Raw genomic sequence first — 21,468 nt, 5'->3', positions numbered from 1 at the left:
CGCGGTTCCCGCGGATCGACGCCATGACTGGCCGGTCACGGGTCTTGTCCCCGCTTCCCATGTCAGACACCCAAGCCCCGATGTTTTAGCTTTTCCGGGCTGCGCGCCGCCGTACGGACTCGCCGCTGCGCGCTCCTTTTTTCCGAATTTACAGCAGGTTACCCCCATGCAATTTCGCGAGCTGATGGCTGTTATTTCCACCCATGCGATCCGCCTTCAACAGGACGATGAAGACCTGGTCATTCTGGGCGATGACGACGCACTGGACGATGCATTGTGGGACAGCCTCGCCAAACACAAGGCGCAGTTGCTGGAACTGGTGGCGAGCCACGGCGGCGACTGGTCGAGCCCGGCGCTGCGCATCACCCCGGACATGCTGCCGCTGGTGCAGCTGGATCAGTCGGCCATCGACCGGATCGTCGCCACCGTGCCGGGCAGCGTGGCGAACGTGCAGGACATCTATCCGCTGGCTCCGCTGCAGGAGGGGCTGCTTTATCACTACCTTTCCGCCCCCGAGGGTGATCCCTATGTGTCGCAGGCGCGGTTCACGTTCGACAGTCGCGAACGGCTGGAGGCATTCACCGAAGCGTTGCGTCGGGTGATCGAGCGCCATGACATTTTGCGCACCTCCATCCTCTGGGAGCATCTGGACGAACCTGTGCAGGTGGTCTGGCGTGAAGCCCCGCTGGTCTGTGAGGAAGTCGATCTGAATGACCGCGAGGACGTACTCGCGCAATTGCTGGCACGCCACGACCCGCAGTACTTCCGCCTCGACCTGCAACAGGCCCCGTTGCTGCGGCTGGTGTTCGCCGAGGATCCGGTCAACGACCGGGTGGTCGCATTGTTGCTGTTCCATCACATGATCATGGATCACGTCGCGCTCGATGTGGTGCGCCGGGAAATTCAGGCCTACCTGTCCGGCCGCGATGCCGAAGTCGCGAGGGCGGTGCCGTTTCGCGACCACCTGGCGAGGGCACGTCTGGGGTCGGATGAGCAAGCGCATCAAGACTTTTTCCGCGAGATGCTCGGCGACATCGACGAGCCGACACTGCCCGGTGGCTTGCACGATGTACAAGGTGACGGGCAGGGCATCGAGGAAGTCTCGTGCATGCTCGACAGCGATCTGAGCCAGCGCCTGCGTACTCACGCGCGACAATCGGGGGTGAGCGTGGCGAGCCTGATGCACCTGGCCATGGCGCGGGTGCTGGGTCAGCTGTGCGGGCGCTCGGCGGTGGTGTTCGGCACCGTTCTGTTGGGACGGATGAACGCGGCTGACGGTGTCGAACAGGCCTTGGGGATGTTCATCAATACCTTGCCTTTGCGGGTGGATGTCGGCGCGTCGAGCGTTCATGACGGCGTGCTGACGACGCACCGGCGCCTGACCGCGCTGCTCGCCCATGAGCAGGCGTCCCTGGCACTGGCCCAGCGTTGCAGCGCCGTGGCGGTCCCGACGCCGCTGTTCAGCGCCATGCTCAATTACCGCCACAGCAGCGTGGAGGAAGTCGCCGAAGTGATCGAGCTGTCGCCGGGGGTGCGCGTGTTGGGTGCCCGCGAGCGCACCAATTACCCGCTGACCGTCAACATCGATGACCTCGGTCAAGACCTGCGCATCACGGTGCTGGCCGACGCGACGCTTGGCGCCTCACGCATCGCCGGTTACCTGCGCACGGCACTGGCAAGTCTCGTCGATGCGCTGCAGAACAACCCGCAAGCCGCATTGCACAGCCTCAACATCCTGCCGCCCGCCGAGCGTGAGCACTGGCTGTATGGCGTCAATTCACCGAAGGCGACGTTTCCCGATACGCCTTTGATCCATCAGCAGTTCGAAGCGCATGCGCACACTCGGCCCGAGGCGGTCGCGTTGCTGTTCGAGGGACGAACTTACAGCTATGGAGCACTCAACCGACAGGCCAACCAGGTGGCCCATCGTTTGCTCGCCCTTGGCATCCGTCCGGATGACCGGGTAGCGATCTGCGTCGAGCGCGGCCCGCAAATGATCGCCGGCCTGCTCGGCGTGCTCAAAGCGGGTGCCGGATATGTGCCGATCGATCCGGCTTATCCGCTGGAGCGCATCACCTTCACACTGCAAGACAGTGCGCCGGTGGCGGTGCTGATGCAGGCCGCGACTCTGGATCGGATTGCCGGGCTATCCGTGCCGCGGATCGACCTCGATAACGACGATTTGCAGACCGAACCTGAATTCAACCCGCAGATCCCGGACTTGAATCCGGCGCATCTGGCCTACGTGATCTACACCTCTGGCTCCACCGGGCTGCCCAAAGGCGTGATGGTCGAGCACCGCAACGTGGCCCGCCTGCTTGGCGCGACCCACGATTGGTTCCGGTTCAACGGGCAAGACGTCTGGGCATTGTTCCATTCGTTTGCCTTTGATTTCTCGGTCTGGGAAATCTGGGGCGCGTTGGCGTACGGCGGACAGTTGCTGGTGGTGCCGCAACACATCAGTCGCTCGCCGGACGAGTGTTACGCGTTGCTCTGCCGCTCGGGTGTCACCGTACTCAACCAGACGCCGAGCGCTTTCCGCCAGTTGGTCGCCGCTCAGGGACGCAGTCCGCTGCAGCATTCGCTGCGCGAGGTGATTTTTGGTGGTGAGGCGCTGGAGCCAGGATCGCTCAAGCCCTGGTATGCGCGGGTCGGCAACGCCGGCACCCGGCTGGTGAATATGTACGGCATCACCGAAACCACGGTGCATGTGACCTATCGCCCGCTGGTGGTGGCAGACGCGCAACTGACCGCCAGCAGCCCGATCGGCGTGCGCATTCCCGACCTGCAGCTGTACGTCCTCGATGCCCGGCGGGAACCCGTACCGGCCGGAGTGACCGGGGAGTTGTATGTGGGTGGCGCCGGGGTTGCCCGTGGTTACCTGAATCGTGAGGCGTTGACCGCCGAGCGCTTCATTGCCGACCCGTTCAGCGAGCATGCCGAAGCGCGTTTGTACAAGACCGGCGATCTGGCACGCTGGACGGTGGAGGGCGAACTCGAATACCTGGGACGCAACGATGACCAGGTGAAAATCCGTGGTTTCCGTATCGAACTTGGCGAGATTCAGGCACGTCTTGCAGCCTGCGACGGCGTGCGCGATGCGCTGGTGATCGCCCGCGAGGACAGCCCTGGCGACACGCGTCTGGTGGCCTACTGGCTGGCCGCCGAAGGTGTCGAACCGAGCGTTGCGCAATTGCGCGATCACCTGCTGGCATCGCTGGCCGAGCATATGGTGCCGGGCGCGTTCGTGCGCCTCGATGCCTTCCCGCTGACGGCCAACGGCAAACTCGATCGCCGGGCGTTGCCGCAGCCGGACAGCGAAGCCTTCGCCCGGCGGGCATTTGAAGCACCGCTCGGCGAAATCGAAACCCGCATCGCTGTGATCTGGCAGACCTTGCTCGGGCTGGAGCGGGTGGGCAGGCATGACAATTTCTTCGAGCTGGGCGGGCATTCGTTGCTGGCGGTGAAGCTGATCGAGCGCATGCGTCAGCAAAACATGCAGTGCGACGTCCGTGTGCTGTTCGGCCAGCCAAGCGTGGCTGCACTCGCCGCGACGCTGGGAGGGGACGCCACGATCAGCGTGCCGGCCAACCGCATCGAACCCGGTTGCACCCGCATCACCCCGGACATGCTGCCGCTGGCCACGCTGGATCAAGCGGCCATCGACCGTATCGTCGAGACCGTCGAGGGCGGTATCGACAACGTGCAGGACATCTACGCCCTGGCACCGTTGCAGGCGGGGATCCTCTATCACCATCTGGCCATTGCCGACGGTGACCCGTACGTGCTGCAAGCGCAGTTCGCCTTCGACGGACTGGCGCAGATCAAGGCGTTCGTCCGCGCATTGAACAGTGTCATCGCCCGGCACGACATCCTGCGTACCAGCGTGGTCAGGGAAAACCTCGACGAGCCAGTGCAAGTGGTGTGGCGTTCGGCGCCGCTGGCACTGGAGCGGGTGGATGCCGATCCGCAGGACGGTGATGTGTTACAGCAAATGCAGGCGCGTTTCGATCCGCGACACTATCGCCTGGACTTGCAGCGTGCGCCGTTGATGCGCTTTGCCTACACCGAGGACCCGTTGCAAAACCGCTGGGTCGGGATCCTGCTGTTGCACCACATCGTGCTCGATCACACCGCGCTTGAGGTGTTGGTGGCCGAGATGAGCGACGCCCTTGACGGGCAAGTCGGCGTGCTGCCGCCGCCCGTGCAATACCGCAACTATGTCGCTCAGGACCGTCTCGGTTCGAATGCCGAGGCCCATGAAGCATTCTTTCGCGAGATGCTCGGCGACATCGCTGAACCGACCCTGGCGTTCGGCCTGCGGGACGTACTCGGTGATGGCACAAACATCGTGGACAGCGAACTGGCACTGGATGAGCATCTTGCCGGGCGCCTGCGCCAACAGGCCCGCACGCTGGGCATCAGTGTTGCGAGTCTGGTGCATCAGGCCTGGGGCCAGGTACTTGCGCAGGTCTGCGGGCGCGAGGAAGTGGTATTCGGCACGGTGTTGCTGGGGCGCATGCAGGGGGGAGAGGGCGCCGATCGTTCGTTGGGCATGTTCATCAACACCCTGCCGCTGCGGGTCCATGTCGGGGCCACGGCGGTGGAGGCGGGTGTCAGGGCGACCCACGAGCGTCTGGCGCAACTGCTGGTGCATGAGCAGGCGCCGCTGATGCTCGCTCAACGTTGCAGTGGCGTGACGGGTTCGCAACCGCTGTTCAATACCTTGCTCAACTATCGCCACAGTGCGCAACAGACGGCGACGCCGGGATGGGAAGGCATCCGGATTCTCGATTCTCGTGAGCGCAGCAACTATCCGCTGGTGGTCAGCGTCGACGACCTTGGACAGGGCTTCCGGCTTTCTGTGCAGGCAGTGCCCGAAGTCGATGGCGCGCGGGTCTGCGATTACCTGCAAACGGCACTGCACAATGTGCTGAGCGCGCTGGAACAGGATCGCCATGCGCCATTGAATCAGGTGTCGATTCTGTCGGCGGCCGAACGCCAGCGCGTGCTGGTCGGTTTCAATGTCACCGGTCGCGACTTTGCCCACGGCCATGTGGTGCACCAATTGTTTGAAGCGCGAGCGGCGAGCCAACCCGACGCTGTGGCAGTGGTGCAGGGCGGGCAAAGCCTGAGCTACGACGGCTTGAACCGCCGCGCCAACCGCCTGGCCCATCACTTGATCGGCCTCGGTGTGCAACCGGACGACCGCGTCGCGCTCTGTGTGCAGCGGGGTCCGCAGATGCTGATCGGGCTGCTGGCGATCCTCAAGGCTGGCGCCGGTTATGTCCCGGTCGATCCGGCACATCCGGCGGAACGGATCGCTTACCTGTTGCAGGACAGCGATCCGGTGGCGGTGCTGGCACAGACGGCCACTCGCGACCTGCTGGGTGCCGTGCCGGTGATCAATCTTGACAGCGACGCCTGGCAGCATCTGCCGGACAGCAATCCACAGTTGCCGGACCTGACCCCCGAGCATCTGGCCTACGTGATCTACACCTCCGGCTCCACCGGCCAGCCAAAAGGCGTGATGGTCGAACACGCGACCCTGGAAAACCTTGTGCACTGGCACGCCGATGCCTTTGACCTGCAGGCTGGCAGCCACACCGCCAGCGTGGCCGGGTTCGGCTTCGATGCGATGGCCTGGGAAGTCTGGCCGGCGTTGTGCGTCGGCGCGACTCTGCACCTGCCGCCGGAATCGGTGAGCAACGAGCACCTGGACGAACTGCTCGACTGGTGGCGGGCGCAGCCGTTGCAGGTCAGCTTCCTGCCGACGCCGGTGGCCGAATATGCCTTCAGCCGCGAACTGCAACATCCGACCCTGCGCACCTTGCTGATCGGCGGCGACAAGCTGCGTCAGTTCAATCGTGAGCAAAGCTTTGCGGTGATCAACAACTATGGCCCGACCGAGGCTACGGTGGTCGCCACCTCGGGTCCGGTTGAAGTCGGGCAAACGCTGCACATCGGACGGCCGATGGCCAACGCTCGTATCTATCTGCTTGATGACCAGCAACGGCCAGTGCCTGTGGGTGTGACTGGCGAGATGTACGTCGCCGGCGCCGGTGTCGCACGGGGCTACCTGAACCGTCCCGATCTGACCGCCGAGCGCTTCCTGAATGATCCGTTTAACCGAGGGCGCATGTACCGCACCGGCGACCTCGCACGCTGGCTGGCGGACGGCAATATCGAGTACCTGGGCCGCAACGACGATCAGGTGAAACTGCGCGGCGTGCGGGTTGAGCTGGGGGAAATCGAAGCGGCGCTGGCCAGCCATCCGGCGGTGCAGGACGCAGTAGCGCTGGTGCGCGACGGGCAGTTGCTGGTGTGGTTCACCGAGCGTGCGCCGACCGATATCGAAGCCCTGCGCAACCATCTGCAAACCCGCTTGCCGCAAGCGTTGATCCCGGCGGCTTACGTGCGACTCGACGCCTTGCCGCTGACCGCCAACGGCAAACTCGACCGCAAGGCCTTGCCGGAGCCTGATCAAAGCGCCTGGCTCAGCCGCGAATACGAAGCCCCGCAAGGCCCGGTGGAAACCGCGCTGGCGCAGATCTGGGCTGATGTGTTGAAGCTGGAGCAGGTCGGTCGTCACGACAACTTCTTCGAACTGGGTGGCCACTCGTTGCTGGCCGTGAGTTTGATCGAACGCCTGCGCCAGATCGGCCTGAACACCGACGTGCGTGTGCTGTTCAGCCAGCCGACCCTGGCAGCCCTGGCGGCTGCGGTGGGCAGCGGTCGCGAAATCGAAGTGCCGGCCAACCGCATTCCTGCCGACTGCACCCGCATCACTCCGGAGTTGCTGAGCCTGACCGAGCTGGATCAGTCGAGCATCGACCGGATCGTCGCCAGCGTGCCGGGTGGCGCCGCCAACGTGCAGGACATTTATCCGCTGGCGCCGTTGCAGGAAGGCATCCTTTATCACCACTTGAGCGCGGAGCAGGGTGACCCGTACCTGCTGCAATCATGCCTGGCCTTTGCCAGCGTCGAGCGCTTGCACGCTTTTGCCAACGCCTTGCAAAAGGTGATTGCGCGTCACGACATCCTGCGCACCAGTCTGGTTTGGGAAGGATTGCCGAGCCCGCAGCAAGTGGTATGGCGAGAGGCCGAGCTGGCGGTGCAATCGGTCGATTTGAGTCCGCTGGATGGCGATATCCTCCATCAGTTGCGTGCACGGTTCGATGCCCGGGATTTTCGTCTCGACCTCGGTCAGGCACCGCTGATCCGTCTGGTATATGCCGAAGATCCGCTGCGTGACCGGGTGGCAGGTGTGCTGTTGTTTCATCACGTCGTGCTGGATCACACCGCACTGGAGGTGGTTCGCCGGGAAATGCAGTTGTATCTGCCGGGGCAGGTTGAGTCTTTGCCGCCTGCCGCGCCCTACCGCAACTACGTACATCAGGCTCGCCAAGGCATCAGCGAGGAAGAACACGAAAGCTTCTTTCGCGAGATGCTCGGTGATATTGACGAGCCGACCCTGCCATTCGGCTTGCAGGACGTACAGGGCGACGGCCGCAACATCGAGGAGCATTCGCTGGCGCTGCCGGTGGAATTGAATCGGCACCTGCGCCGACAGGCGCGGCAATACGGGGTCAGCGTCGCAAGCCTGTTTCATCTCGCCTGGGCGCGGGTGCTGGCGGCGACTTCCGGACGCCGGGACGTGGTGTTCGGCACCGTGCTGCTGGGGCGGATGCAAGGCGGCGAGGGCGCGGATCGGGCTTTGGGGATGTTCATCAACACCTTGCCGTTGCGCGTGGAAGTTGCCGGGCAAAGTGTGAGCGAAGCGGTTCGAACGGTTCATGAGCGGTTGGCGGCTTTACTGGGACATGAGCATGCGTCGCTGGCACTGGCTCAGCGTTGCAGCGCCGTGGCCGCCCCTTTGCCGCTGTTCAGCGCGGTACTCAACTATCGACACAGCGGCCACGACGCTGCGCGACAGACGGTTGACCCGGTCTGGCAAGGCATCGAATTCCTGGCCCAGGACGGGCGCACGAATTATCCGCTGACCTTGAGCATCAACGACCGGGGCGATGGCTTCAATCTGTCGGTGCTGACTCCGGATCATGTGGGGGCGCAGCGGGTCTGCGAGCTGATGCACAGCGCTCTGACAGAGCTGGCGACAGCGTTGGCTGACAACCCCGGACAGGCCTTTGAACGTCTCAACGTCCTGTCAGCGGCGGCGCGCGCGCAGCTGCTTGGCGACTTCAACGCGAGCACGGCGGTTTACCCGTCAGCGCAAGGTGTTCATCGTCTGTTCGAAGCGCAGGTTGCGCGGACGCCGGATGCCGTGGCGGTTCAGGCGGGCACGCAGCGCCTGACGTTCAGGCAATTGAACCAGCGCGCCAATCGCCTGGCCCATCATCTGCAGGGGCTGGGGGTCACTACCGAGACACGAGTGGCGATCTGTCTCAAACGCAGCCCGGACATGCTGGTCGGCTTGCTGGCGATCCTCAAGGCCGGCGCCGCTTATGTACCGGTCGACCCGGCTTATCCGCCCGAGCGAATTGCTTACATGCTGGCCGACAGTGCGCCGAGGGTGGTACTGGTTCGCGATGTAGCTTTGCCGAATCAGGCTGGCGTACCTGTGATTGATCTTGCCCATGAGACCTGGCAAGACCTGTCGGTTGCTGATCCGCAGGTTGCCGAGTTTACGCCGGACGACCTGGCCTACGTGATCTACACCTCAGGCTCCACCGGCCAGCCGAAAGGCGTGATGGTCGAACACGCGACCCTGGAAAACCTTGTGCACTGGCACGCCGAAGCCTTCGACCTGCACGCCGGCAGTCACACCGCCAGCGTGGCCGGGTTCGGCTTCGATGCGATGGCGTGGGAAGTCTGGCCGGCGTTGTGCGTCGGGGCGACGTTGCACCTGCCGCCGGAATCGGTGAGCAACGAGCACCTGGACGAACTGCTCGACTGGTGGCGGGCGCAGCCGTTGCAGGTCAGCTTCCTGCCGACGCCGGTGGCCGAATATGCCTTCAGCCGCGAACTGCAACACCCGACCCTGCGTACCTTGCTGATCGGCGGCGACAAGCTGCGGCAGTTCAATCGTGAGCAGCGCTTTGCGGTGATCAACAACTATGGCCCGACCGAAGCCACAGTGGTCGCCACCTCGGGTTCGGTTGAAGTCGGGCAACCGCTGCACATCGGCCGGCCGATAGCCAACGCCCGAATCTATCTGCTCGATGACCAGCAACGTCCGGTGCCAGTAGGTGTGACGGGGGAGTTGTATGTCGCCGGCGCCGGTGTGGCGCGGGGCTACCTGAACCGTCCTGAACTGACCGCCGAACGCTTCCTGAATGACCCGTTCAACGAAGGGCGCATGTACCGCACCGGCGACCTCGCACGCTGGCTGGCGGACGGCAACATCGAATACCTGGGCCGGAATGACGATCAGGTGAAACTGCGTGGCGTGCGGGTTGAACTGGGAGAAATCGAAGCCGCCCTGACCACACATCCGGCAGTGCAGGACGCAGTGGCGCTGGTACGCGACGGCCAGTTGCTGGTGTGGTTCACCGAGCGAGCCCCGACCGATATCGAAGCCCTGCGCAATCATCTGCAAACCCGCTTGCCGCAAGCCCTGATCCCGGCGGCTTACGTTCGACTCGACACCTTGCCGCTGACCGCCAACGGCAAACTCGACCGCAAGGCCTTGCCGGAGCCGGATCAAAGTGCCTGGCTCAGCCGTGAATACGAAGCCCCGCAAGGCCCGGTGGAAACCGCGCTGGCGCAGATCTGGGCCGATGTCCTGAAGCTGGAAAAAGTCGGTCGCCACGACAACTTCTTCGAACTGGGCGGCCACTCGTTGCTGGCCGTGAGTCTGATCGAACGCCTGCGCCAGATCGGCCTGAACACCGACGTGCGTGTGCTGTTCAGCCAGCCGACCCTGGCAGCCCTGGCCGCAGCAGTGGGCAGCGGTCGTGAGATCGAAGTGCCGGCCAACCGCATTCCTGCCGACTGCACCCGCATCACTCCGGAGTTGCTGAGCCTGACCGAGCTGGATCAGTCGAGCATCGACCGGATCGTCGCCAGCGTGCCGGGTGGCGCCGCCAACGTGCAGGACATTTATCCGCTGGCGCCGTTGCAGGAGGGCATCCTCTATCATCACTTGAGCGCGGAGCAGGGCGACCCGTACCTGCTCCAATCGCGGCTGGCCTTCGACAGCGTCGAGCGTGTGGAAGCGTTCGCGGCGGCGCTGCGCCAGGTCATTGCCCGTCACGACATCCTGCGTACGGCAGTGATCTGGCAGAAACTGGCCGAGCCGATGCAAGTGGTCTGGCGTCACGCAGATCTGCCAGTGCAGGAGATCGTGCTTGATCCGGCGGATGGCGACATCCTCGAGCAATTGCACGGGCGTTTCGATGCCCGGCACTACCGGCTCGACATCAGCCAGGCGCCGTTGCTGCGTCTGGTGTATGCCCGTGATCGGGCACACGACCGGGTGCTTGCGATGTTGCTGTTCCACCATCTTGTGCTCGATCACACCGCGCTGGACGTGGTGCAGCAAGAAATGCTCGCCTGCCTGCAAGGGCATGAAGCTTCGTTGGGCGCGGCCGTGCCTTACCGCAACTACGTAGCGCAGGCGCGGCTGGGTGTCAGCGAGCAGGAGCACGAGGCGTTCTTCCGCGACATGCTCGGCGACATCGACGAGCCGACCCTGCCGTTCGGTTTGCAGGATGTGCAGGGAGACGGTCGCGACATCGAGGAAACGCAACAGGCCCTGACCGCCGCCACCGGCCAGCGTCTGCGCAGTCTCGCGCGGCAACTGGGCATCAGCGTGGCCAGCCTGTTTCATCTCGCGTGGGCGCAGGTGCTGACGGCGACATCCGGGCAGGAGCGGGTGGTGTTCGGCACGGTGCTGATGGGCCGGATGCAGGGCGGCGAGGGGGCCGACCGGGCGTTGGGGATGTTCATCAACACCTTGCCGCTGCGGGTCGATCTGGGAGCAACCCCGGTGCGTGATGGGGCTCGGGCGACGCATGCGCGGCTCAGCGCGCTGCTCGGTCATGAACACGCCTCGCTGGCGCTGGCCCAGCGTTGCAGTGGCGTCGCCGCGCCGTCACCGCTGTTCAGTTCGATGCTCAACTACCGGCACAGCGCCGACGCGGCGCAACAGCAAAACCGGCGTCAGGCCTGGCAGGGCATCGAGACCCTGAGCAGCGAAGAGCGCACCAACTATCCGCTGAGTCTGGGCGTCGATGATCTGGGCAGCGGGTTCGTGCTCACCGCCATGACCCCGGCGAGCATCGGCTCGCAGCGGATCTGCGACTACATGCAGACCGCGCTGGAGCAACTGGCGGATGCTCTGGAGCAGGCTCCGGATCAGCCGCTGAACCGCTTGCCGATCCTTGACGGCGCAGAACGTCAGCGGGTGCTTTACGACCTTAACGTCACCGGCACCGCCGACGATCTGGAGCAAACCGTTCACGCTATGTTCGAGGCGCAAGTGCAACGCACGCCGCAAGCCATCGCGTTGCAGGCCGGTGAGCAGCGGCTGACCTACGCCGAACTCAACGCACAGGCCAATCGCCTGGCCCATTACCTGCGTGAGCTGGGCGTGGGGCCGGATTCGCGGGTGGCGATCTGTGTCGAGCGCGGGCTGGAGCTGATCGTCGGTCTGCTCGCCATCCTCAAGGCCGGCGGTGCCTATGTGCCACTGGACCCGGCGTACCCGGCGGAACGTCTGGATTACATGCTCAAGGACAGCGCGCCGGTAGCGGTGCTGGTGCATGGGGCGACTCGCGCTTTGCTCGACGAGAGCACCGCGCGGGTGATCGATCTGGATCAGGCGCAATGGACATCCAACCCGGAGGACAACCCGCAAGTGCCGGGCCTGAGCGCCTCGAACCTTGCCTACGTGATCTACACCTCCGGCTCGACGGGGGCGCCGAAGGGCGTGATGGTCGAGCATCATGGCGTAGGCAATCTGCTGCACTGGAGTTCGCAGCTGTGTCCCGCCGTGGCCGACGGCGCCCTGTTACAGAAAACCCCGTTCAGTTTCGATGCCTCGGTCTGGGAGCTGTTCTGGCCTCTGAGCGCTGGCCTGCGTCTGGTGCTGGCACGTCCTGACGGACACCGCGAACCGGCGTATCTGGCGCGGGTGATTCGCGAGCAGCGGATCAGCGTGATCCAGTTCGTGCCAGTGTTGTTGCAACAGTTCCTCGAGCAGGACGACGTCAGCCAGTGCAGCAGCCTCACCGACGTGTTCTGTGGCGGCGGTGACCTGACGCCGGCGCTGGCTCGCCTTGTGCGCGAGCGTTTGCCGCAAGTGCGCTTGCACAACGTTTACGGCCCGACCGAAGCCACGGTCGACAGCACGGTGTGGACGCTGGAACCGTCGATGCCGGTGCCGGACAGTGCTTTGCCGATCGGACGGCCGATCAACAACACCCGTCTATATGTCCTCGATGCCGCTCAGCGGCCGGTGCCGATGGGCGTGATCGGTCAGTTGTTCATTGGTGGTGCCGGGGTTGCGCGGGGCTATCTGGGCCTGCCGCAATTGATGGCCGAACGGTTTATCCCGAGCCCGTTCGTGGCCGGCGATCGGCTGTACGCCACGGGCGACCGGGTGCGCTATCGCACCGATGGCCAGCTCGAATTCATCGGGCGCAACGACTTCCAGGTCAAGCTGCGTGGCTTGCGTCTGGAACCGGGTGAGATCGAAGCGCAACTGCTCAGCCATCCAGCCCTGCGCGAAGCCGTGGTGCTGGTGCGTGATGAGCGTCTGGTGGCGTACTTCACGTGGCACGCCGAAGCCGGGCAGCCGGGGATCGAGGCGTTGCGCGAACACTTGCTGGCACGCTTGCCCGATTACATGGTGCCGTCGGCATTCGTCGCGCTCGACAGCCTGCCGCTGAGCCCCAACGGCAAGGTCGATCGCAAGGCGCTGCCCGCACCGGATTCGGCTGCAGTCAGCATTCGCGAATACGAAGCGCCGGTCGGCGAGATAGAAATCCTCCTCGCGGCACTGTGGTGCGAATTGCTCAAAGTCGAGCGCGTCGGGCGGCAAGACCATTTCTTTGAGCTGGGAGGGCATTCGTTGCTGGCGGTCAGCCTGATCGGGCGCCTGCAACAGGCAGGTATCGAAGCCGATGTCCGGACGTTGTTCGAGCAACCGACTCTGGCTGGTTACGCAGCCATCACGGAAAGAATGGAGATCGTCCTGTGAACCTGAATGAACTGTTGGCGACGCTGAAGACAAAAGACATCCAGTTGGCAATCACGGACGGGCAATTACGGGTCAATGGCAACAAGCAGGCCCTGAGTGAACCGGCTTTGCTGGCCGCATTGCGCGAGCACAAGCCGGCATTGATCGAGCTGATCGAGGCGGGCAGTTACTCGCCCGCACGGGAAGGGCAGGTTGCAGTGCCGGTCAATGGCATTTCACCGGGCACAACACGGGTCACCCCGGCGATGCTGACAATGGTTGACCTGAGCCAGGACACCCTCGATCAAATTGTCGCGCAGATCCCTGGCGGCGGCGCCAATGTCCAGGACATCTATCCACTGACGCCGTTGCAGGAGGGCATCCTCTACCACCACGCGAGCGCTGCACAGGGTGATCCGTATGTGATGCAGGCGAAATTCGCGTTCAGCGGACCCGAGCGGTTCGAGGCATTCGTTCGGGCTCTGCAGACTGTCATCGAGCGCCACGACATTCTGCGCACCGCCATCGTCTGGGAAGGACTGGACACGCCGGTGCAAGTCGTCCTGCGAAGTGTCGAGTTGCCTTTGGAGAACGTGCAGCTTGATGCGGCTGAGGGCGATGTCCTTGAGCAGTTGCATGCGCGATTCGACGCCCGGCATTTCCGTCTCGACGTGACACGTGCGCCGCTATTGCGCCTGGCTCATGCCCGGGATTCAGAGACCGGGCGTATCGTCGCGATGTTGCTGTTTCACCACATGGCGATGGATCACTCGGCGCTCGCGGTGGTCAGCGAGGAAATGCAGGCGTGCCTGTCAGGACAGAGCACCAGACTGGGAGTGCCCGTACCGTTTCGCAATTATGTCGCCCAGGCGCGGCTAGGCATCAGCGAGTCCGAGCACGAGGCGTTTTTCCGCGAGATGCTCGGTGACATCGACGAGCCGACGTTGCCGTTCGGCCTGCAGGGCGTGCATGGCGACGGCAGCGACATCGAAGAGTGCGGTGTGCCACTTGACCCGTTGCTGGGGCAGCGCCTGCGAGCCAGTGCCCGCTCGCTCGGGGTGAGTGTCGCGAGTCTGTTCCATCTCGGCTGGGGGCAGGTCCTGAATGCACTCACCGGCAAGTCCGCCGTTGTGTTCGGTACCGTGCTGATGGGGCGAATGCAAGGGGCGGAGTCGACCGACCGCGCGCTGGGCATTTTCATCAACACCTTGCCGCTCCGGGTCGAGGTCAGCGCGCTGGCAGCGAATGAGTCGGTGAAGGCCACCCATGCACGTCTGACCAGCCTGATGCGCCATGAGCACGCACCGCTGGTGCTGGCCCAGCGCTGCAGTGGGGTGGTCGGGTCATCGCCGCTGTTCAGTTCGCTGCTCAATTATCGGCACAGCACCTCAAGTGCCAATGCCAGTGCCGAAGCGCTCTCGGCCTGGGAGGGGATCAGCGTCCTGCATGCGGAGGAACGCACCAATTACCCGCTGACCTTGAGCATCGATGACTTTGGCGATCACTTCAGCCTGACGCTGCTGGCCACCCGTGAAGTCGAAGCGCAGCGGATCTGCGGCTATATGGTGTGTGCCATGGAAAACCTGTTGCAGGCGCTGGAGCACGCGGCGGATACGCCGTTGAGTCAACTGTCGGTGTTGCCCGGCCTGGAGCGCGAACAGTTGTTGACGGGGTTCAACGCCAGCAATGTCGAATACGTTCGCGGACAGACCATTCATCAACGCTTCGAGGCGCAGGTCGTCGCGCGACCGCAAGCGCTGGCGGCGGTGCACCTGGACAAGCAACTGACGTTCCACGAACTGAACCGCCAGGCCAACCTTCTGGCGCATCGCTTGATCGATCTGGGTGTGCAGCCGGATGACCGGGTAGCCATCGTCGCCCGGCGAGGGCTGGATACCCTGGCCGGATTGCTCGCTGTCCTCAAGGCAGGCGCCGGGTATGTGCCGATCGACCCCGCGCATCCGGCCGAACGCTTGAGTTATCTGCTGAGCGATTGCGAGCCAGTGGCGATTCTGACCTCGAGTGACCTGCTCGCACGGCTGCCGGGACAGGAGCTGCCGGTACTCGATCTCGACCCGCGCACCTGGCGCTCAGGCAATGACGCAAACCCAGTGGTAGCAGGTCTGTCCGAGGCGAACCTGGCTTATGTGATCTACACCTCGGGCTCCACCGGTTTGCCCAAGGGGGTGATGGTCGAACACCAGACACTGGCCAATCTGGTCGACTGGCACTGCAACGCCTTTGACCTGCGTACCGGTCGCCATACGTCGAGTCTGGCCGGGTTCGGCTTCGACGCAATGGCATGGGAAGTCTGGCCAGCTCTGTGCGTCGGCGCGACCCTGCACCTGGCGCCTGCGCAGGACGGCGGTGAAGACGTCGACGGGCTGCTGGCCTGGTGGTGCGCGCAACCGCTGGACGTGAGTTTCCTGCCGACTCCCGTCGCCGAATACGCCTTCAGCCGGCATCTCGAGCACCCGACATTGCGTACCCTGCTGATCGGCGGCGACCGCTTGCGTCAGTTTTCGCGCAATCAGCATTTCGATGTGATCAACAACTATGGCCCGACCGAAGCCACCGTCGTTGCCACATCCGGACGGATCGAGGCGGGGGAGGCGCTGCACATCGGTAAACCGGTGAGCAATACCTCGGTGTATCTGCTCGACGAGCAACAGCGTCCGGTGCCGATCGGGGTGGCCGGCGAGCTGTATATCGGTGGCGCAGGCGTGGCGCGCGGCTATTTGAACCGTGCGCAACTGACCGCTGAACGCTTTCTGCCGGACCCGTTTAGTCAACGCCCGAATGCGCGTCTGTATCGCACCGGCGACCTTGCCCGCTGGCGCCCGGACGGGACAATCGAATACCTGGGGCGCAACGATGACCAGGTGAAAATCCGCGGCATGCGTATAGAACTGGGGGAAATCGAAAGCCGTCTGCACCAGCTTCCCGGCATTCAGGAAGCGGTGCTGCTGGCCCGTGAAGATGAGCCTGGACAACCACGGCTGGTGGCTTATTTCACCGAGCAGGCCCAGGTGCAGCCACTGGCGGTAGCGCAGCTGCGCGAGCATTTGCTGGGCCAGTTGCCCGAGTACATGGTGCCAGTCGCGTTCGTCAGACTCGACAGCCTGCCGCTGACCGCCAATGGCAAACTGGATCGCAAGGCCTTGCCGTTGCCGGAGCGCACGGCGCTGCTCACTCGTGAATACGAGGCGCCGCAAGGTGAGCTCGAATGCACGCTGGCGCAGATCTGGGCCGAGGTTCTGCAGGTCGAACGGATAGGGCGTCAGGATCATTTCTTTGAGTTGGGCGGCCATTCGTTGCTGGCCATGCGCATGGTCGCGCAAGTGCGTCAGCGGCTGGGCGTGGAGCTTGCGCTCGGCGAGTTGTTCGCCAATGCCGAGCTGGCGTCGGTGGCGCAGTCGCTTGCCCAGGCCGGACGCTCGACGCAGCCGCCGATCCTGCCGGTGCCACGGGAAGGCGCATTGCCGCTGTCGTTTTCCCAGCAGCGCTTCTGGTTTCTGGCGCAGATGGAAGGTGCCAACACCGCTTACAACATTCCGATCGGTCTGCGTCTGCGCGGTGTGCTCGACGCCGATGCGCTACAGCGGGCGCTGGCCCGGATTGTCGCCCGCCACGAAAGCCTGCGCAGCCGTTTCACGCCGTACAACGGCGAAGCCCAGGTGCTGATTACTCCGCCCGACAGCGGTGTGCTGCTGCGGGTCGAGGACCTGCGCCAGCACCCGCAGGCCGATGAAGCCTTGCAGGCGCTGATTCAGGGGGAAGCTTCCGGCCCGTTCGACTTGCAGGATGATCCGTTGATTCGCGGACGGCTGGTGCGTATGGCCGACGATCACCATGTGTTGCTGATCACCTTGCATCACATCATCTCCGACGGTTGGTCGATGGAGGTGCTGACCCGCGAGCTGATGGCGTTGTATCAGGCTTTCAGTCAGGGGTTGGCGGACCCTTTGCCGCTGCTGGCGTTGCAATACACCGACTATGCCGTCTGGCAGCGACGCTGGCTGAGCGGGGAGGTTTTGCAGCGCCAGAGCGATTATTGGCAACGCACGCTGGCCGATGCGCCAGCCTTGCTGACGTTGCCTGCCGACCGACCGCGACCACCGCAACAGGATTACGCCGGCAGCAGCGTCGAAGTGTGCCTGGACGAGCGCTTGAGCGCCGGCCTCAAAGCCTTGAGCCAGCGCCATGGCGTGACGCTGTACATGACGATGCTGAGCGCGTGGGCGATGCTGCTCAGTCGTTTGGCCGGGCAATCGGACGTGGTGGTCGGTTCGCCGGTGGCCAACCGTTTCCGGGCCGAAATCGACGGATTGATCGGGTTGTTCGTCAATACCCTGGCGTTACGCATTGATACTTCCGGTGAGTTGAGCACCGAAGCGCTGCTGGCGCGGGTCAAGGCGCTGACCCTGCAGGCCCAGGCCCATCAGGACCTGCCCTTCGAGCAAGTGGTGGAAATCGCCCGACCGGCCCGCAGCCTGGCCCACAGCCCGCTGTTCCAGACCATGTTCAACTGGCGCAACAGCGACGGGCCGGTATTGGCGCTGGGGGATCTGACCCTGGAAGCGGTGGCGGAGCCGAGTCACTTCGCCAAGTTCGACCTGACCCTGACCCTGGGTGAATCGCCGAACGGGATAAATGGCTGGATGGAGTACGCCACAGCGCTCTTCGATGAGGCGACGGCACGGCGTTATGTCGGTTATTTCCAGCGCTTGTTGCAGGCCATGGTCAACAACGACCAGGCAGTGCTGGAACACGCGCAGATAATCGAGGATCAGGAACGCACGCAGTTGCTCGACGAATTCAACGCCACCGCGCGGAACAGTCCGCAAGCGCTGACCGTGCACCGTGTATTCGAGATGCAGGCCGCCGAGCATCCGCAGGCCGTTGCCGCGGTGCACGGGACGCAGGTGTTGAGTTACGCAGAACTGAACCGCAGCGCCAACGGCCTGGCTCATCATCTCATCGCTCAAGGTGTACGGCCTGGCGATCATGTGGCGATTCTGTTGCCACGCTCGCTGGAACTGTTGATTGCGCAGTTGGCGATCATCAAGTGTGCGGCGGCCTATGTGCCGCTGGACATCAACGCACCCGCCGAGCGTCAGGCATTCATGGTGCAGGATTGTCAGGCGGTCGCGCTGTTGACCGGCAGCGATCAGGCCTTCGAGTACCCGGTGCGACGAATGGATCTGGATACCCTGGCGCTTGCCGGGAGTCCTTCGCACAACCCGGATCTGCCTCAGTCCTCGGAGGCGCTGGCGTACATCATGTACACCTCGGGCTCCACGGGCACGCCGAAGGGGGTCATGGTGCCGCATCGCGGCATTACCCGCCTTGTGATCGATTGCGGCTACGCCGATTTCAACCCGAGGGACCGGGTGGCATTCGCTTCGAACCCGGCGTTCGACGCGAGCACCATGGATATCTGGGGCGCCTTGCTCAACGGTGGCCAGGTGGCCGTGATCGATCATGGGATTTTGCTCGACCCACAGGCATTCGGCCGGGAGCTGAGCCGGTGCGGGGCCACGATCCTCTTCGTCACCACCGCATTGTTCAATCAGTATGTGCAATTGATTCCCGAAGCGCTCAAAAGGCTGCGCATCCTGCTGTGCGGTGGGGAGCGTGGCGATCCGGCAGCGTTTCGAAAGCTGCTCGCCGAAGCACCGGACCTGCGCCTGGTGCATTGTTATGGCCCGACCGAAACCACGACGTACGCCACCACCTTCGAAGTGCGTGAGGTGGCGGCGGATGCGGACAGCGTTTCGATTGGCGGCCCCATCGGCAATACCCGCGTGTATGTGCTGGATAACCGGCAACAACCGGTGCCGTTCGGCGTCACCGGCGAGTTGTACATCGGTGGTCAGGGGGTTGCGCTGGGCTATCTGAATCGGCCTCAATTGAGTGCCGAGAAATTCCTCCGGGATCCGTTCAGCGATAACCCGCAAGCCTTGATGTATCGCACGGGCGACCTGGTCCGCTGGCAGTCGCCGGGGCGACTGGAATGTCTCGGCCGCAATGATGACCAGGTGAAGATTCGCGGCTTCCGGATCGAACTCGGAGAAATCGAAAACCGCCTGTTGAGCTGTCCGGGGGTCAAGGAAGCGGTGGTTCTGGCCCGACGCGACGGCCAGGAGCCAACGCGGCTGGTGGCCTATTACACGGCGCACGATCCTGCATTGCAGGGCGCTACCCTTCGCGCGCTGCTGCAAGCCAGGTTACCGGAGTACATGGTGCCGACCGCCTGGGTGGTGCTGGAGAGCCTGCCGCTGAACAACAACGGCAAGGTCGATCGCAAAGCCTTGCCCGCGCCGACACACCAAGCGCTGGTCATGCGTGACTATCAGGCGCCGGCCAATCCTCTTGAGGAATCACTGGCCGGGCTATGGGCTGAAGTGTTGCAAGTCGGGCGGGTAGGCCGCCATGACAACTTCTTCGAACTGGGCGGGCATTCGCTGCTGGCGGTGCGGCTCGTCGATCTGATGCAGAAGGCCAACAGGCCGATTTCGTTGGCCGAGCTGTTCCAGCATCCAACTGTCGAGTCTGCTGCCACGCTGTTGTGCCAGCGCGATGACGCTGTGCAACACCATGACGGCGTGGTCGTGGTGCGGGCAAGCGAGCGGGGCACGCCGTTGTTCCTGGTGCATGAGTTCAGTGGTCGGGACCTGTATTTCCCGGCGCTGGGCCTGTACATCGGCGGCGAGTTCCCGATTTACGGCTTGCCGGGTATCGATCCCGGTATGGCGCAACTGCGCACCATGGAATGCCTGGCAACCCGGCTGGTCGAGGTGATCCGCGCCAGACAACCCCACGGCCCCTATCGGCTTGCCGGCTGGTCGTTCGGTGGCGTGCTGGCTTATGAAATCGCGGCGCAACTGCTCGGGATGGACGAGTCAGTGGCGTTTGTCGGGCTGATCGACTCCTACGTGCCACGTCTGGCCGATCCGGATAAGGCGCTGTGGAACGATGCACATGTGCACAAGCGCCAATTGCTTCTGCATTGCACGGCGCATTGGGCCGGACGCGAGACGCAGGGGCAGCAGGCACTGGCGCGTCTGGCCATGTTGCAGACCGAACTTGAGCAGTGGGCGTTCGCCGATTTGTTCAACCATTGTCACGAACAACAGTTGCTCAGGCCCGAACTGGCGGCTGTCTCGTCGGCGGATGCCTGGCATTACCTCGACCGGGAAGTGGCCCACGGGCATGCGTTGGCGCATTACCGGATCAACCCGATCGGCCTGCCGTTGCATCTGCTGCGTGCCACGGAGCGTTCGGCGCAAATGTCACGACTCAGCGCCACGCGCGGTTGGGCTGAAGAATTGCCAGGTGCCGAGTTGCACTGCATCGACGTACCGGGCGATCACCAGAGCATGATGAAAGCACCGCACGTTCAGGCTCTGGGGCAGGCCCTGACTCAGGCGCTGGAAACGGCAACTGCGCCCGCGCCAGCGGCGTATCAGCCGATCCTGACCATTCAGACCGGTCACACCGGGCATGCACCGATTTTCTGCGTGCCGGGTGCCGGCGACAGTGTTACCGGGTTCCTCCACCTGACTGAGGCGCTGGGGCCGGAGTGGCCGATTCATGGGCTGCAACCCCGAGGCCTGGACGGCGCGACGGTGCCGCACAGCCGGGTCGAAAGCGCCGCCACGTTCTACCGGCGGGCGCTTGAACAGCTGTATCCGCAAGGACCGGTGCATTTGATCGGGCATTCGTTCGGTGGTTGGGTGGCCTACGCCATGGCGGCGCAGTTGCAGGCGGCGGGGCGCGAAGTGGCATCCCTGACGCTGATCGACAGTGAATCGCCGGGCGGCAACAGTGTGGTGGGCAAGCCTTACACCACGACGGCGGCGCTGTTGCGGCTGATCGAGTCGCTGCAACTGTCCAGCGGCAAGTCCCTGGGCATCGATGCGCTGACCTTCGCCGAAGCCGACGACAGCACGCAAATGCGCCTGCTGCACGAGGGGATGGTGCGCGCGGGTGTGCTGTCGGAACGCGCGTCACTCGATGCGATGCAGGGCCCGGTGCGCACGTTCGCCACCGCACTGCGCACGGTCTATCGGCCGGCGCTGGCCTACACCGGTCCGGTGCGTCTGGCGCTGGTGGACGACCCGACGCTGGACGCCTCGGGCAACCAGCGCGAACAGGCGGCGATGCTCGAAGGCTGGCAGCGTGAGGCCAGGGATCTGGCGGTGTGGTACGGCCCAGGCAACCACTTCACGATCCTCAAGGCGCCCAACGTCTTCAGTCTTGCGGCGTGGTGGCATGACGGGCTGACGGTGGCGGCGGGCCAAGTGTTGTCCTGATTGAAG

The 21,468-nt window shown here is 64.0% G+C and carries 2 protein-coding genes; both read left to right on the top strand.

All coding sequences use genetic code 11. From position 1 onward, the window contains the following. The first annotated feature begins 166 nt into the window (after positions 1-166). The gene (locus BMZ46_RS08370; RefSeq protein WP_074687875.1) at positions 167-13,165 is read left to right on the top strand and encodes a non-ribosomal peptide synthetase; all 12,999 of its coding nucleotides are present in this window, start codon (positions 167-169) and stop codon (positions 13,163-13,165) included. Beyond that, the gene (locus BMZ46_RS08365) at positions 13,162-21,462 is read left to right on the top strand and encodes a non-ribosomal peptide synthetase (protein ID WP_074687876.1); all 8,301 of its coding nucleotides are present in this window, start codon (positions 13,162-13,164) and stop codon (positions 21,460-21,462) included. The genes BMZ46_RS08370 and BMZ46_RS08365 overlap by 4 nt, the downstream gene beginning before the upstream one ends. Positions 21,463-21,468 lie beyond the last annotated feature (6 nt).

The sequence above is a fragment of the Pseudomonas sp. NFIX49 genome (genome assembly GCF_900115915.1).
GTDB classification, from domain to species: domain Bacteria; phylum Pseudomonadota; class Gammaproteobacteria; order Pseudomonadales; family Pseudomonadaceae; genus Aquipseudomonas; species Aquipseudomonas pharyngis.
Note: the sequence above shows the minus strand (reverse complement) of the source record. Positions and strands in the feature narration are given on the sequence as shown.